This is a genomic window from Allobosea sp. OAE752, assembly GCF_050433265.1.
GTDB lineage: Bacteria > Pseudomonadota > Alphaproteobacteria > Rhizobiales > Beijerinckiaceae > Allobosea > Allobosea spartocytisi.
The window spans coordinates 265395-277727 of the sequence record NZ_JBNPXO010000002.1 but is presented as its reverse complement, the minus strand read 5'-3'; the positions used below and the strand labels follow the sequence as shown (position 1 = coordinate 277727).

The 12333-nt window shown below is 67.4% G+C and carries 13 protein-coding genes; 3 read left to right on the top strand and 10 right to left on the bottom strand.

The window, feature by feature from the left end:
• Positions 1-32: 32 nt before the first annotated feature.
• A complete protein-coding gene (locus tag GGC47_RS06225; RefSeq protein WP_142021719.1) occupies positions 33-1217 on the bottom strand; it encodes a lytic murein transglycosylase in 1185 nt (394 codons plus the stop codon).
• 260 nt (positions 1218-1477) lie between these two features.
• On the opposite strand from GGC47_RS06225, the gene GGC47_RS06220 reads away from it, so the two are divergent.
• Positions 1478-1774, top strand: a complete 297-nt coding sequence (locus GGC47_RS06220) for a hypothetical protein (RefSeq protein ID WP_038359084.1) — start codon at positions 1478-1480, stop codon at positions 1772-1774.
• 19 nt (positions 1775-1793) lie between these two features.
• Here the strand turns inward: GGC47_RS06220 and GGC47_RS06215 are convergent, their stop codons facing one another.
• From GGC47_RS06215 to GGC47_RS06205, 3 genes are all read right to left on the bottom strand, one after another.
• Complete coding sequence (locus GGC47_RS06215) at positions 1794-2912, bottom strand: PQQ-dependent sugar dehydrogenase (protein WP_429067347.1); 1119 nt, start codon at positions 2910-2912, stop codon at positions 1794-1796.
• Positions 2913-3042: 130 nt separating this feature from the next.
• Positions 3043-4017 (bottom strand): Bug family tripartite tricarboxylate transporter substrate binding protein, encoded by a 975-nt coding sequence (locus tag GGC47_RS06210; RefSeq protein ID WP_142021717.1) that lies wholly within the window; start codon positions 4015-4017, stop codon positions 3043-3045.
• 90 nt (positions 4018-4107) lie between these two features.
• Entirely contained in the window at positions 4108-4596 is a 489-nt protein-coding gene (locus tag GGC47_RS06205) for a YaiI/YqxD family protein (protein WP_142021716.1), read from the bottom strand.
• A 164-nt stretch (positions 4597-4760) separates the two neighbouring features.
• On the opposite strand from GGC47_RS06205, the gene GGC47_RS06200 reads away from it, so the two are divergent.
• Complete coding sequence (locus tag GGC47_RS06200) at positions 4761-5963, top strand: pyridoxal phosphate-dependent aminotransferase (protein WP_370954381.1); 1203 nt, start codon at positions 4761-4763, stop codon at positions 5961-5963.
• Positions 5964-5972: 9 nt separating this feature from the next.
• Here GGC47_RS06200 and GGC47_RS06195 read toward each other — a convergent pair whose 3' ends face one another.
• Positions 5973-7373, bottom strand: a complete 1401-nt coding sequence (locus tag GGC47_RS06195; RefSeq protein ID WP_370954382.1) for a hypothetical protein — start codon at positions 7371-7373, stop codon at positions 5973-5975.
• Here GGC47_RS06195 and GGC47_RS06190 point away from each other — a divergent pair.
• Positions 7372-7875 (top strand): rhodanese-like domain-containing protein, encoded by a 504-nt coding sequence (locus tag GGC47_RS06190; RefSeq protein WP_370954383.1) that lies wholly within the window; start codon positions 7372-7374, stop codon positions 7873-7875. The two genes, GGC47_RS06195 and GGC47_RS06190, sit on opposite strands and share 2 nt — an antisense overlap.
• A gap of 129 nt (positions 7876-8004) precedes the next feature.
• On the opposite strand, the gene trmD is transcribed toward GGC47_RS06190, so the two are convergent.
• The 5 genes from trmD to ffh form a co-directional block, all read right to left on the bottom strand.
• Positions 8005-8727: a tRNA (guanosine(37)-N1)-methyltransferase TrmD gene (gene trmD, locus GGC47_RS06185; protein WP_191123876.1), complete on the bottom strand. Its 723-nt coding sequence runs from the start codon at positions 8725-8727 to the stop codon at positions 8005-8007.
• Between the two features lie 4 nt (positions 8728-8731).
• Positions 8732-9406 carry an HAD family hydrolase gene (locus GGC47_RS06180; protein ID WP_370954384.1) on the bottom strand — a complete coding sequence of 225 codons (675 nt, stop codon included), beginning with the start codon at positions 9404-9406 and terminating at the stop codon, positions 8732-8734.
• Positions 9390-9938, bottom strand: coding sequence for a ribosome maturation factor RimM (gene rimM / locus GGC47_RS06175; RefSeq protein ID WP_370954385.1), 549 nt, complete (start codon positions 9936-9938; stop codon positions 9390-9392). The genes GGC47_RS06180 and rimM overlap by 17 nt, the downstream gene beginning before the upstream one ends.
• 154 nt (positions 9939-10092) lie before the next feature.
• Complete coding sequence (gene rpsP, locus GGC47_RS06170) at positions 10093-10464, bottom strand: 30S ribosomal protein S16 (protein ID WP_370954386.1); 372 nt, start codon at positions 10462-10464, stop codon at positions 10093-10095.
• A 49-nt stretch (positions 10465-10513) separates the two neighbouring features.
• The gene (gene ffh / locus GGC47_RS06165; protein WP_038359099.1) at positions 10514-12085 is read right to left on the bottom strand and encodes a signal recognition particle protein; all 1572 of its coding nucleotides are present in this window, start codon (positions 12083-12085) and stop codon (positions 10514-10516) included.
• Positions 12086-12333: the final 248 nt, after the last annotated feature.

Genomic DNA, 12333 nt, shown 5'->3' with positions numbered 1-12333 from the left:
GCTCCCGCAGCGCCACCCGTTTTCTGCAACCTTCAGACCCGCCCGCCCTTCAGCGCGCGCAGCACCTTTTCGCCCGGCCGCCCCGTCTGGGGCATGCCCAGCTTGCCCTCGATCTCCTTGATCGCCGTGCGCGTCAGTGAGCCCACGGCACCATCGGGCTCGCCGACATTGTAGCCGCGTGAGATCAGCAGGCGCTGGAGCTCGCGCCGCTGCTCGCGCGACAGCGGCAAGTCGTCGGTCGGCCACTGCCCCTGCACGCCCGGCTTGCCGCGCAGCCGGTCGGAGAGGAGCGAGATCGCCAAGGCGTAAGAATCCGCGCCATTGTAGCTGTAGGCGGCATCGTAATTCTTGAAGACGAGGAAGGCCGGGCCGTTGCGGCCGGCCGGCATCAGGAGCCCGGCATTGCCGGCGCCATTCAAAGGCGAGCCGTCGAACTTGACGATGCCGCGCGCCGCCCAGGTCGAGACCGGATGCTTCGGATTGCGCCCGCTCGGCCCGGAATAGCCGTCCGGCACGCGCACCTCGTAGCCCCAGCTCGCACCCGTTACCCAGCCGGCCTTGCTCATGAAGTTCGCGGTGGAGTGCAGCGCGTCGGGAATGGAATCGACGAGGTCTCGCTTGCCGTCCCCGTCGCCATCGACAGCGAGCCTGAGATAGGTCGAGGGAATGAACTGGGTGTGCCCGAAGGCGCCGGCCCAGGAGCCGAAGAGCCGATCCGGCCGAACATCGCCGCGCTGGATGATCTGCAGCGTCGCGATCAGCTCGCCCTTGAAGAAGGCGTTGCGGCGCGGTGCAAGGCAGGCGCCGGTCGCCAGCGACTGCACCAGCGGCCACTTGCCCCGAGCCTTGCCGAAATCGCTTTCGACGCCCCAGACAGCAGCGATGGTGTGGCGATCGACACCGAAGCGCTGTTCGGCCGCCGCGAAGACGGAGGCATACTGGCGCAGCATGTTGCGCCCTTCCGCCACCTTCTCGTCATCGACCAGCGTGCCGAGATAGTCCCAGATCGGAGTCTTGAACTCCGGCTGGTTGTTCATCGCCTCGATGACCTTCATGTCCGGCTCGACGCCGGCTATGGCACGGTCGAAGGTCGCGCCCGAGACGCCCTTGGCCGCCGCGTCGGCGCGCAGGCCGGACAGGCAGGACTGAAAGCCCGCCTGAGCGCAGGCGGCAGAGGCGAAGAGGACGAGGGGCAGGGCCAGTCTGATTGCGCGCATGGGTCTCCGCCGATTCGAATGCATTCGCCGCGAAGCTAGGCGAGCGTGGTTAAGGGAGGTTAACCAGCGAGAATGGCGGTGCGAAGGAAAAACGCGGCGATCGGAACGGGAACACCGGCAGGACGCTTCATCGTCCAGGCCGAGGGCTGACCAGCCCCGGTTGCAGCGCAACACAGCCACGCGCCAACAGCGCTTGGCCTTTCGCGCGGCGCGGTGGATATGGCTCGCCGCGACCGCCCCCGATTCGTAAGGACTGCCCCGTGAGGACCCTGCTGATTGCCGCCTGCCTCGTTGCCGGCACCCTGCCCGCTCTGGCCGGCCCGACCTGCAGCCCGAGCGATTCCAGGGCCCAGATCCTCGGCTCCGCCTCGATCGGCGCCATCCACCCCGCCTGGCACGGCAGGAAGGTCGGCTATGGCTGGTCGCTGCAGGTCAAGCGCGAGGATCATGACGACGCCGGCATGACCTACTATGTCGGCGACCTCTACGACACCACCGGCAAGCTGGCGACGCGCAATGTCTACGCCCTCGACAGCGAGTGGGATTGCGGCCCCTGAGCGGATCGCGTCTCGGCGTCTATTTCGCCGGCCGCACCCGCAGGATCTGCCCGTCCGTCTCGTCGGTGAGGAGATAAAGGAAGCCGTCCGGCCCCTGCCGCACGTCGCGGATGCGCGCGCCGATATCGGTGAGGAGACGCTCCTCGCCCATCACCTTCTCTCCCTGCGTCGACAGCCGGACCAGCATGCTGCCGGCCAGCGCCCCGACGAAGAGTGAATTCCTCCAGGCCGGCCAGACCGGCCCCGTATAGAAGGCGGCACCGGAAGGCGCGATCGACGGGTCCCAGTAGAACAGCGGCTGCTCCATACCGGGCTTCGCCGTCCCCTCGCCGATCTTGGCGCCGGAGTAGTCGACGCCATAGGTGATGACCGGCCAGCCATAGTTCAGCCCGGCCTTCGGCGTGTTGATCTCGTCGCCCCCGCGCGCGCCGTGCTCGGCCGTCCAGAGCTGGCCGGTATCGGGATGCAATGCCGCGCCCTGCACGTTCCGATGGCCGATCGACCAGACCTCCGGAGCCCAGCCCGGCTTCTTCGGATTATCCGCCGGGGCGCTGCCATCGGGGCGGATGCGGATGATCTTGCCGAGATGGTTGGCCGGATTCTGCGCCTGGTCGCGCTGCGTATAGCGCTCACCGACCGTCACGAAGAGCGCGCCGGTCCGGTCGAAGACCAGCCGCGAGCCGAAATGCAGGTTGGAGCTGACCGTCGGCATCTGCCGGAAGACCACCTCGACGCCGGTCAGCGCCGTACCCTGCTCGTTCAGCCTGCCGCGGGCGACGCTGGTGCCGTTGCCGCCCGGTCGCGGCTCGGCATAGGAGAGATAGACCAGCCGGTTCTCAGCGAAGCCCGGATCAAGCGCCACGTCGAGCAGGCCGCCCTGCCCGCGCGCCATCACGCTCGGTATGCCGGAGAGGGGCCGCGACAGCTCGCCCTTGGCATCGACGATCCTGAGCCGGCCCGGCCGCTCCGTCACCAGCATGCGTCCGTCCGGCAGGAAGGCGAGACCCCACGGGTGCTCCAGCCCACCTGCGACGGTTTCGACCGCAAGCTCGCCGGCGCTCGAGGGAAAGCGCTTCTGTGCGGTCGCGGGAGCGATCACGCCGGCAAGCGCAAGCCCCGCCCCCAGTCCCAAAGCCATCCCGAGCCGCCGCATAGCTTCCCTCCGCTCATCGCTTCGCCTGAGATAGAGGGCAACGCAGCGATCAGCCAAGGCGTTGCGGCAAGCTCACGACGACGTGAGGGACCGGCCGGCGAGCGGCGGACGGAGCCTATTCCGCCTTCACGCCAGCCTCGGTGATGATCTGCTTCCAGCTCGCGATTTCTTGGAGAAGCCGAGGCCTGAATGCTTCCGGATCGCGCACATTGAGCGTGAAGCCGAGCTTGACGATGGCATCGCGCGTCGCCGGCTTGTTGAGCGAGGCGATGATCGCCTTGGAGAGCACGTCGAGCTCCGGCTGGGGCGTCTTCGCCGGCGCGAAGAAGGCGGCCCAGGAATCGGCGTCGGCATTGCTCACGCCCTGCTCGCGCAGCGTCGGAATGGCCTTCGCCTGCGGGTTGCGCTCGGGGCTCGCGATGGCGAGCGCGCGCAGGGTGCCGGCATTGATCTGTTCGAGCACGCTCGGCAGCGTCGAATTGGCGATGTCGATGCGCCCGCCGACGATCTCCTGCACCAGCGGCGCCGCGCCGCGGAAGGGCACATGCGTCATCTTGATGCCGGTACGCTGCATGAACAGCTCCATCGCCAGATGCGAGCCGGAGCCGACGCCGGTCGAGCCGTAATTGAGCTTGCCCGGCTCGGCCTTCGCCAGTGCGATCAGTTCCTGGATGTTCTTGGCCGGCAGGTCGTTGCGGACGACGAAGGCGTGCTCGAAGGCGCCGACGCCCGCGAGCGGCGCGAAATCCTTCACCGCGTCGTAGCCGGGCTCCTTCAGCAGGAACATGTTGTTGCCATGCGTCTGGTTGTTGCCGAAGACGATGGTGTAGCCATCGGCCGGCGCATGGGCGACGGCACGGGTGCCGACCGCGCCGGAGGCCCCGGCCCGGTTGTCGACCACGACATTGTGGCCGAAGGCGATGGAGAGATCCTGCGCGACGAAGCGCGCGATCGCGTCGGTCGGGCCGCCCGCCGGATAGGGCACGATGATGGTGACGACCTTGCTCGGGAAGCTCTCGGCCCGGACGACGGACGGAGCAAAAACGGCGCCGGCCATCAGGCCAAGCGTGGAGCGGCGGGTCAACGACATGGATATCCTCCCGGGAGCCCGTCTGAATGGCGGTGCTGATTGGCCGGGAGATTTAGGGGCAAAGGCCGCATGCGTCCAGCAGCACGGATGTCATGGCTGCCCGGCACCGAAACCGGCCCGCTTCAGCCGCTGGACGGCAAGGTCGAGCGCCTGCAGGAAGGCGGAACGGTCCTTTTGCGAGAAGGGCTTCGGCCCGCCACCCGCCACGCCCATGGCGCGCAGATCCTCCATCATGTCGCGGGTCGCCAGCGCCATGCCGATCGAGGCCTCGGTGAACGGCTTGCCGGTTGGCCCGATGACCTCGGCGCCGGCCTTGATGCAGCGATCGGCGAGCGGAATATCGGCGGTGATCACGATCGCCCCGCGCGCGACGCGCTCCGCGATCCAGTCATCGGCAGCATCGAAATTGCCGGGAACGGTGACGCGCTCGATCCAGGGCTCGCGCGGCACGTTGAGGAAGCTGTTGGCGACGACGAAGACGTGCAGGCCATGGCGGCCGGCAACGCGATAGACCTCGTCCTTCACCGGACAGGCATCGGCATCGACATAAACAGCGATCGGTCCGGCAGGGCTCGTCATGAGCCGGGCTTCGCATACCCGACCTGCAAGGGCAAACGGCTCACAATTCATGACGCTTCTGCAAAACATCAAGCAGTTGCGCTTGCGATCATCGCCGCCGAGTCATAAACCACGCGCGCGCCCTGCCGGGCGCTCATCCTCCCGCTCCTCCGGAGATCAGTCCCATGGCCTTTCTTGCCGAAGCCCTGAAGCGCGTGAAGCCGTCTGCGACCATCACGATCACGCAGAAGGCCCGCGATCTGAAAGCCCAGGGCAAGGACGTGATCTCGCTCTCCGTGGGCGAGCCCGATTTCGACACGCCGGACAATATCAAGGAGGCGGCCATCGCCGCGATCCGCCGCGGCGAGACCAAGTATACCCCCGTCGCCGGCATTCCGCAGCTGCGCGAGGCCGTGGCCCGCAAGTTCAAGCGCGAGAACGGCCTCGACTACAAGCCGAGCCAGACCATCGTCGGCACCGGCGGCAAGCATGTCATCTACAATGCCCTGCTCGCCACGCTGAACCCGGGCGACGAGGTCATCTGCGTCTCGCCCTATTGGGTGACCTATCCCGAGATCGTCGCGCTCTGCGGCGGTACCGCGACCTTCGCCCAGACCTATCTGAAGGACAATTTCAAGCTCCAGCCGGAAGCGCTGGAGAAGGCCATCACCCCGAAGACCAAATGGGTGATCCTGAACTCGCCTTCGAACCCCTCGGGCGCCGCCTACACCCATGAGGAGCTGAAGAAGCTCACCGACGTGCTGATGCGCCATCCCCATGTCTGGATCCTGACGGACGACATGTACGAGCATCTCGTCTATGGCGACTTCAAATTCGTCACCCCGGCGCAGATCGAGCCAGCGCTCTATGAGCGCACGCTCACCATGAACGGCGTCTCCAAGGCCTATGCGATGACCGGCTGGCGTATCGGCTACGCGGCCGGCCCGCAGCACCTGATCAACGCCATGGACATGGTCCAGGGCCAGCAGACCTCGGGCACCTCGGCCATCTCGCAATGGGCTGCCGTCGAGGCTCTCGACGGCACGCAGGACCATCTGCCGGTGTTCAAGAAGGCTTTCGAGCGCCGCCGCGACCTCGTCGTCTCCATGCTGAACCAGACCCGCGGCCTGAAGTGCCCGATGCCGGAAGGCGCCTTCTATGTCTATCCGGACTGCTCGGAGCTGATCGGCAAGACCATGCCGAACGGCAAGAAGATCGAGACGGACGAGGACCTCGTGCTGGGCTTGCTCGAGACGGAAGCCGTCGCGGCCGTGCACGGCTCCTCCTTCGGGCTGGGCCCCAACTTCCGCATCTCCTACGCGACGTCGGACGAGAAGCTGGAAGAGGCCTGCCGCCGCATCCAGCGCTTCTGCGCCGAGCTGCGCTGAGCCGGGCGCTCACGGCCCCGGTGTCGCGCTCCTGATCTCGACCGTCAGGCGTTCGACCCAGGCCAGATAATCCCGCGAGCCGGAGCGGCGAAACGCTTCCCCGGCCCGCTCCAGCAGCTTGAGCGCCTCGTCGCGACATAGCTTCGCGGTCTTCTCCAGATCGGCGTGCCGCCCTTCTTCTCCATCCCCGAGTTGCCTCGCGAGCGCATCGGCGCTGCGCGCCTTGGCATCGAGGCTTTTCGCCAGCCGATAGCGCCCATAATCGGCATCGAGCTTCTCCTGGCCTTCCTCGAAGGCGGTGATCGAGTCCTCCTGGTCGCGCAACGCCGCGTCGTGCAGTGCCAGATCGTTTTCCGCGAGCGCCATTCGACTACGCGCCGCTCCCAGATTCGACTTCGCACGCGCCCATGATTGTCGGAAGCGAGAGCGGTCGAAGAGCGGCAGGCTCTTCTCGTAGAAGGCAATGCCACGCTCGAAATCTTTCTTGCTGTTGCTGATCGCACCGCGATCGACATAGGCCGCTCCGAGGTTCTGCCAGAGCCTGCCGGAATCGAAGGACGGTGCCTTGGCGTCCGCCTGAGCGAGTTCCGCCTCATAGGCGACAATCGCCTCGTCGATCAGCGGCAATCGCTCGCCCGCCGGTGCGAAAGCCGAGGCATAGCTGAAGGCGTTGCCGATATCGTTCGCCAGCGAAAAGCGCTCATCCGGATCGATATCGTTCCCCTGTTCCCGGAGCACCTCGCGCAATCGCTCGGCGGCCAGGCGCAGCCGCACCGTGTCGTTGAACCATCGCCCGGCATTGACGAGGCTGCGGCCGGACTGACGCAGATTGGAGAGGCGGCATTGCCGTTCGCCATCGGGACAGAAGGCTGCTGTAACCAGCCAGAGCTCGGACGCGATATCGTGCAGCCGCCCATCATCGGACTGGTCGGCCAGATCCTCATAGACATGGACCGGTGGCACCGGCCGCGTCTCGAAGGCATCGCTGCGCAGCGCCAGCAGGACGAAACCGTTGGCGTCGCGCACCAGCCGCTCACGCTCGGCAAGCGGTCGCTTCTCCGCCTGGCGCAAGATGGTGGCAGCCTCCAGCATTGCGGCATCGCCGCGTGACTGGGCTTCGTCGTCATCCTGTTCGGCCTTGCCGCCGCAGGACACGCGGCGCCATTCGTCGGGCGTCGTACCATCTTGCGGCCGGCAGAGAATGTTCTCGGCCGTTGCGCCGTAGCGCAGCAGAGCATCGAGTTGCACCATGCGCTCGCGCCCACCGATACGGATGCGCGACGGGCCGGGTTGCTCTAGATTCTGCGTTCCAGCCGGCAACGCTTCAGCGCTGCGAAACGGTCGGCGTGCCAGTTGGGAAACCAGCAGCGCCACCGCCGCCGCGGTCACCACCAGCAAGAAAGCCCGCATGCCCTACCCCGTATCGATCACGCCGCACCACGCTGGCCTCAAGACTACGGCCCGGTCAACGTCACGAAAGGGAAGGTGTCTCGCTGCGCTGCTGCCGGCCCTGGCTCTCTGGGCGGCGATGGCTGGCGGGGCTGCCGCGCAGGGAGCGGGCTCGCCGGCACCGGGCTCCATCACGGTCCAGGAAGCGCATGGAGAGCAATCCGGTGGGCGCCTGCTGCTCGTCGACATCCGGTCTCCGGGCGAGTGGAGCGATACCGGCCTGCCGCAGGGCGCGATCCCGCTCGATGTCGACGCCACGGCCTTCGAGGTCAGGCTGGCGGGGCTGCGTCTCGACCACCCGGCCAAGCGCATCGCCCTGATCGACCGCACCGGCGCACAGGCGGTCGCCACGGCGCAGAAGCTCGGCGGCCGGGGCTGGCGCGATCTCGTGGCGGTGCGGGGAGGCATGCTCGGGCCGAGCGGCTGGCTGGCGGAGAAACTGCCGGTGACGGAGTATCGTTAGCGTCCTTCTCCCCACGGGGGAGAAGGTGCCGGCAGGCGGATGAGGACCGTTAACGCTGCCCTTCCTCATCTGTCAGCGCTTCGCGCCGCCACCTTCTTCCCACGGAGGTCGGATGTTTCCGACTTCCGCTTATGCTTTCCCATCTCGAGCAGGCCCGAGATGGGCCGGAGAAGGAGAGAGCAAATCCGGCCGCCGCTCGCGCGTGATCCTCTCCGCCTGCTCGCGCCGCCATTTCGCTATGCGGGCATGGTCGCCGGACAGCAGCGCCTCGGGCAGGCCCCTGCCCTCCCATTCGCGCGGCCGCGTGTAGTGCGGATATTCGAGCAACCCGTTCTCGAAACTCTCCTCCTCGCCGGAGGCTTCCTTGCCCATCACGCCCGGAATCAGGCGCACACAGGCATCGAGCAGCGTCAGCGCCGCCATCTCGCCGCCGGAGAGGATGTAGTCGCCGATCGAGACCTCGATCAGGTTGCGCCCCTCGATGACGCGCTCATCCACGCCCTCGAAGCGCCCGCAGACGATGACGAGGCCGGGACCGTCAGCCCATTCGCGCACCTGGCGCTGCTGCAAGGGCCGCCCGCGCGGCGACATCAGCAGGCGCGGGCGTTCATCATCGGTCGGCACGGCGGCATCGATGGCCGCCGCCAGCACGTCGCAGCGCAGCACCATGCCGGCCCCGCCTCCGGCCGGATTGTCGTCGACATTGCGATGCCGGCCGATGCCGTGCTCGCGGATCTGGTGGGTGTCGAGCGACCACAGCCCCTTGCGCAGCCCCTCGCCCGCCAGCGAGATGCCGAGCGGCCCGGGAAACATCTCCGGATAGAGCGTCAGGATCGAGGCGCGGAAGGGCATGCCGTCAAGCAAAGCGCAGCGCGGGCAACCCGTCCAGCGCGGTGAAATCGCGCGCCGAGGCGATCAGGTTGTCGTAGGCCGCGAAAGCCTCGGCATCGAGCATGGTGAGCAGCGCCACAGCCCGCATGCCCGCCCGCCGCGCGGCCTCGACGCCATTGGGTGCATCCTCGAAAACAAGGCAGTCGGCCGCCGGAACACCCATGCGCCGCGCCGCCTCCAGGAAGAGGTCCGGGTTCGGCTTGCCGGGAAAGCCCTGCGAGGGAGAGACGACCGTGACGAAGCGCTCGCGCAGCTTCAGCTTGTCGAGCACCAGATCGACATTGCCCGGAGGAGCGGCGGTGGCGAGCGCCATCGGCACTTTGGCGGCGTCCGCCCGTGCCATCAGCGCAAGCAAGCCGGAGAGCGGCGCGACATGCGGGGCATAGTCCTCACGGTAATAGATTTCCTTGTCGTGCCCGAGCGCGTCGATGCGCGCCGCATCGGCATCCGGGAACAGGGGTGCGAGGATTTCGGCCGAGGCCATGCCGGCGGTCTTCTTGAAGAAGCTGTCGGCGTCGAAAGGCAGGCCGTGCTCGGTCAGGAGTCGCCCCCATGCCGCCTCGTGATAGCGCATGTTGTCGACGACGGTGCCGTCCATGTCGAAGATCAGCGCGCGGGCGGGCTTATCGCTTGGCGTCATCTCTGCGACCATCGTCGGGCTCGAACAATCCTGCGGGCGGCTCGGCCTCGATGCGGCGCGCGGCGATGTCGATGCGCGGCGCGAAGGCCTTGGTGAAGGGCATCAGGACGGAGCGCCCATCCGGCGTCTCGATATCGAGCAGGTCGCCCGCGCCGTAATTCTCGACGGTGGAGACGGTGCCGAGCGGCACGCCATCCGGCCCGACAACGCTGCAACCGATGAGGTCGGCCTGCAGGAACTCGTCCTCATCCTCGGCTGCCGGCAACTTGTCGCGCGAGACGAACAACTCGACGCCGTTCAGCGCCTCGGCTGCCTCGCGCGTGGCCACGCCCTTGAGCCGGGCGACGACGACCTCCTTGGCGGGGCGGATATCGCTGATCTCGAAATTGCGGCCCTTGCCGTCGGTCAGCGGGCCATAATCGGCGATCGCGAGCGGATCGCCGGTGAAGGTCTTGATCCTGACCTCGCCGCGCACGCCATGCGGCGCGCCGACGATACCGAGCAGGACGAGATTGTCGGTGCCAGCCATCATCCGTCATTCCGGGGCGCAGCGAAGCTGCGAGCCCGGAACCCATGAACACCACGATGACCGGAGCGCACCGCCACCTTGCCATGAACGCGGTGTTCATGGGTTCCGGGCCCGGGCTTGCGGCCCGGCCCGGAATGACGGCGGTGCAGCGTCGAGCTCACGCCTCGGCGGAAGCTTCTTCGGCGGCCGGGGCGGCAGCCTTCTCGGCCTTGGCCGCAGCGCGCTCCTTGGCCTTCTCGCCCGGAACGGCCTTGTTCGGGTTGTTGCGGGCCGGGCGCTTGGCGAGGCCGGCGGCGTCGAGGAAGCGCAGCACGCGGTCGGTCGGCTGGGCGCCCTTGGCGAGCCAGGACTGGACCTTCTCGGTGTCGAGCACGACGCGCTCGGCCGAATCCTTCGGCTTCATCGGGTCATAGGAGCCGATCTTCTCGATGAAGCGGCCATCGCGCGGCGAACGGGCGTCGGCGACGACGATGCGGTAATAGGGGCGCTTCTTGGCGCCGCCGCGGGTCAGGCGGATCTTGAGGGACATGGGTCTTCTTCCTTTGGTTGAACGTTGAAGTCGGGTTGAACGGTAAAGGCTATTTCTTCTTGCCGAACGGGCCGCCGCCCAGCCCCGGCAGGCCGCCGCCAAGGCCTGGCAGCTTCGGCATCATGCCCGCCGGCGGGGTGACGCCCTTCGGCAATCCGGGGAACCCGCCCGGCGGCAGCGACGGCAGGCCGCCGCCCGCGCCAAGCTGCTTCTGCAGTTCCGCGAGCTGGGCCGGGTCCATCTTGGAGGGATCGGGCATGCCCGCGGGCAGACCGCCGCCAAGCCCGAACATGCCGCCGAGCTTGCCGAGCATGCCGCCCTTCTGCTTCTTCATGGCCTTCATCATGTCGGCCATGCCGCGATGCATCTTGAGCAGCTTGTTGATCGCCTCCGGCGAGGTGCCGGAGCCGGCGGCGATGCGCTTCTTGCGGCTGTTCTTGAGCAGGTCGGGATTCCGGCGCTCGGCCGGCGTCATCGAATTGATGATCGCGACCTGACGGGCGATCATCTTGTCGTCGACCTTGGCGGCGGCGAGCTGGTTCTTCATCTGCGCCATGCCGGGCAGCAGGCCCATCACGCCGCCGAAGCCGCCCATCTTCTCCATCTGCTGGAGCTGCATGCGCAAATCGTCGAGGTCGAAATTGCCCTTGGCCAGCCTCTGCGCCAACGCCTGCGCCTTGTCGGCATCGACCGTCTGCGCCGCCTTCTCGACGAGCGAGACGATGTCGCCCATGCCGAGGATGCGGTTGGCGACGCGCGAGGGATGGAAATCGTCGAGTTCGTCGACCTTTTCGCCGGTGCCGACCAGCTTGATTGGCTTGCCGGTGACGGCGCGCATCGAGAGCGCCGCGCCACCGCGCGAATCGCCGTCCATGCGGGTCAGCACGATGCCGGTGAGGCCGACGCGGGCGTCGAAGGCGCGCGCCGTATTGACCGCGTCTTGACCGGTCAGCGCGTCGGCGACGAGCAGCACCTCATGCGGGCTGGTCGCAGCCTTCACCTGCGCGACCTCTTCCATCAGCGTGTCGTCGAGCGTGACGCGGCCGGCGGTGTCGAGCATGACGACGTCGTAGCCGCCGAGACGGGCGGCCTCGATCGCGCGCCGAGCGATCTGCACGGCCGACTGGCCGGCGACGATCGGCAGCGTCTGCACGCCGACCTGGGTGCCGAGAATGGCGAGTTGTTCCATGGCGGCCGGGCGTCGCGTATCGAGCGACGCCATCAGCACCTTCTTCTTGTTGCGCTCGGTCAGGCGCTTGGCGATCTTGGCCGTGGAGGTGGTTTTACCGGAGCCCTGCAGACCGACCATCAGGATCGGCACCGGCGGCACGGCGTCGAAGCCGATGCCCTCGCCCTCCCCGCCCAGCGTGTCGATCAGGACGTCGTTGACGATCTTGATGACCTGCTGGCCGGGCGTGACCGATTTCAACACCTCGGCGCCGACGGCGCGCTCGCGCACCTTGTCGGTAAACGAGCGCACGACCTCGAGCGCGACATCGGCCTCGAGCAGCGCGCGGCGAACCTCGCGCAGCGCGGCGTTGACGTCCTCCTCGGTCAGCGAACCCCGGCGGGTCAGCCCCGAAAGGATGCCGGAGAGTCTTTCGCTCAGCGTGCCGAACATGCGGACCTGCCTGCTTTGCCTCAAGGAACCGTCACAGCCGGAACCTCATCGCCAAACGGTTTCGCGCCCGAGGGCGCAAGCGCGCTGTCGGACGTTGACCTCCGGGCTCATGGAAGCGGCTTGCGCGGCCCGGTCGGCGGATGTGGTTTCGGCGATGTCGGCGAAACGGATGGCGCCCTTAAAGCGGAAGAATGTGGCGAAAGTCAAGGTTGTGGGCGATCTTGCCGTCACGGGCCACCTCTCGCTCA

Excerpts from the sequence above, each read along its gene's own strand:
- GGC47_RS06225 (WP_142021719.1), bottom strand. The coding sequence starts at position 1,217 with ATGCGCGCAATCAGACTGGCCCTGCCCCTCGTCCTCTTCGCCTCTGCC.
- GGC47_RS06215 (WP_429067347.1), bottom strand. The coding sequence starts at position 2,912 with ATGGCTTTGGGACTGGGGGCGGGGCTTGCGCTTGCCGGCGTGATCGCT.
- GGC47_RS06210 (WP_142021717.1), bottom strand. The coding sequence starts at position 4,017 with ATGTCGTTGACCCGCCGCTCCACGCTTGGCCTGATGGCCGGCGCCGTT.
- GGC47_RS06205 (WP_142021716.1), bottom strand. The coding sequence starts at position 4,596 with ATGACGAGCCCTGCCGGACCGATCGCTGTTTATGTCGATGCCGATGCC.
- GGC47_RS06200 (WP_370954381.1), top strand. The coding sequence starts at position 4,761 with ATGGCCTTTCTTGCCGAAGCCCTGAAGCGCGTGAAGCCGTCTGCGACC.
- GGC47_RS06190 (WP_370954383.1), top strand. The coding sequence starts at position 7,372 with ATGCCCTACCCCGTATCGATCACGCCGCACCACGCTGGCCTCAAGACT.
- GGC47_RS06195 (WP_370954382.1), bottom strand. The coding sequence starts at position 7,373 with ATGCGGGCTTTCTTGCTGGTGGTGACCGCGGCGGCGGTGGCGCTGCTG.
- trmD (WP_191123876.1), bottom strand. The coding sequence starts at position 8,727 with ATGCCCTTCCGCGCCTCGATCCTGACGCTCTATCCGGAGATGTTTCCC.
- GGC47_RS06180 (WP_370954384.1), bottom strand. The coding sequence starts at position 9,406 with ATGACGCCAAGCGATAAGCCCGCCCGCGCGCTGATCTTCGACATGGAC.
- rimM (WP_370954385.1), bottom strand. The coding sequence starts at position 9,938 with ATGATGGCTGGCACCGACAATCTCGTCCTGCTCGGTATCGTCGGCGCG.
- rpsP (WP_370954386.1), bottom strand. The coding sequence starts at position 10,464 with ATGTCCCTCAAGATCCGCCTGACCCGCGGCGGCGCCAAGAAGCGCCCC.
- ffh (WP_038359099.1), bottom strand. The coding sequence starts at position 12,085 with ATGTTCGGCACGCTGAGCGAAAGACTCTCCGGCATCCTTTCGGGGCTG.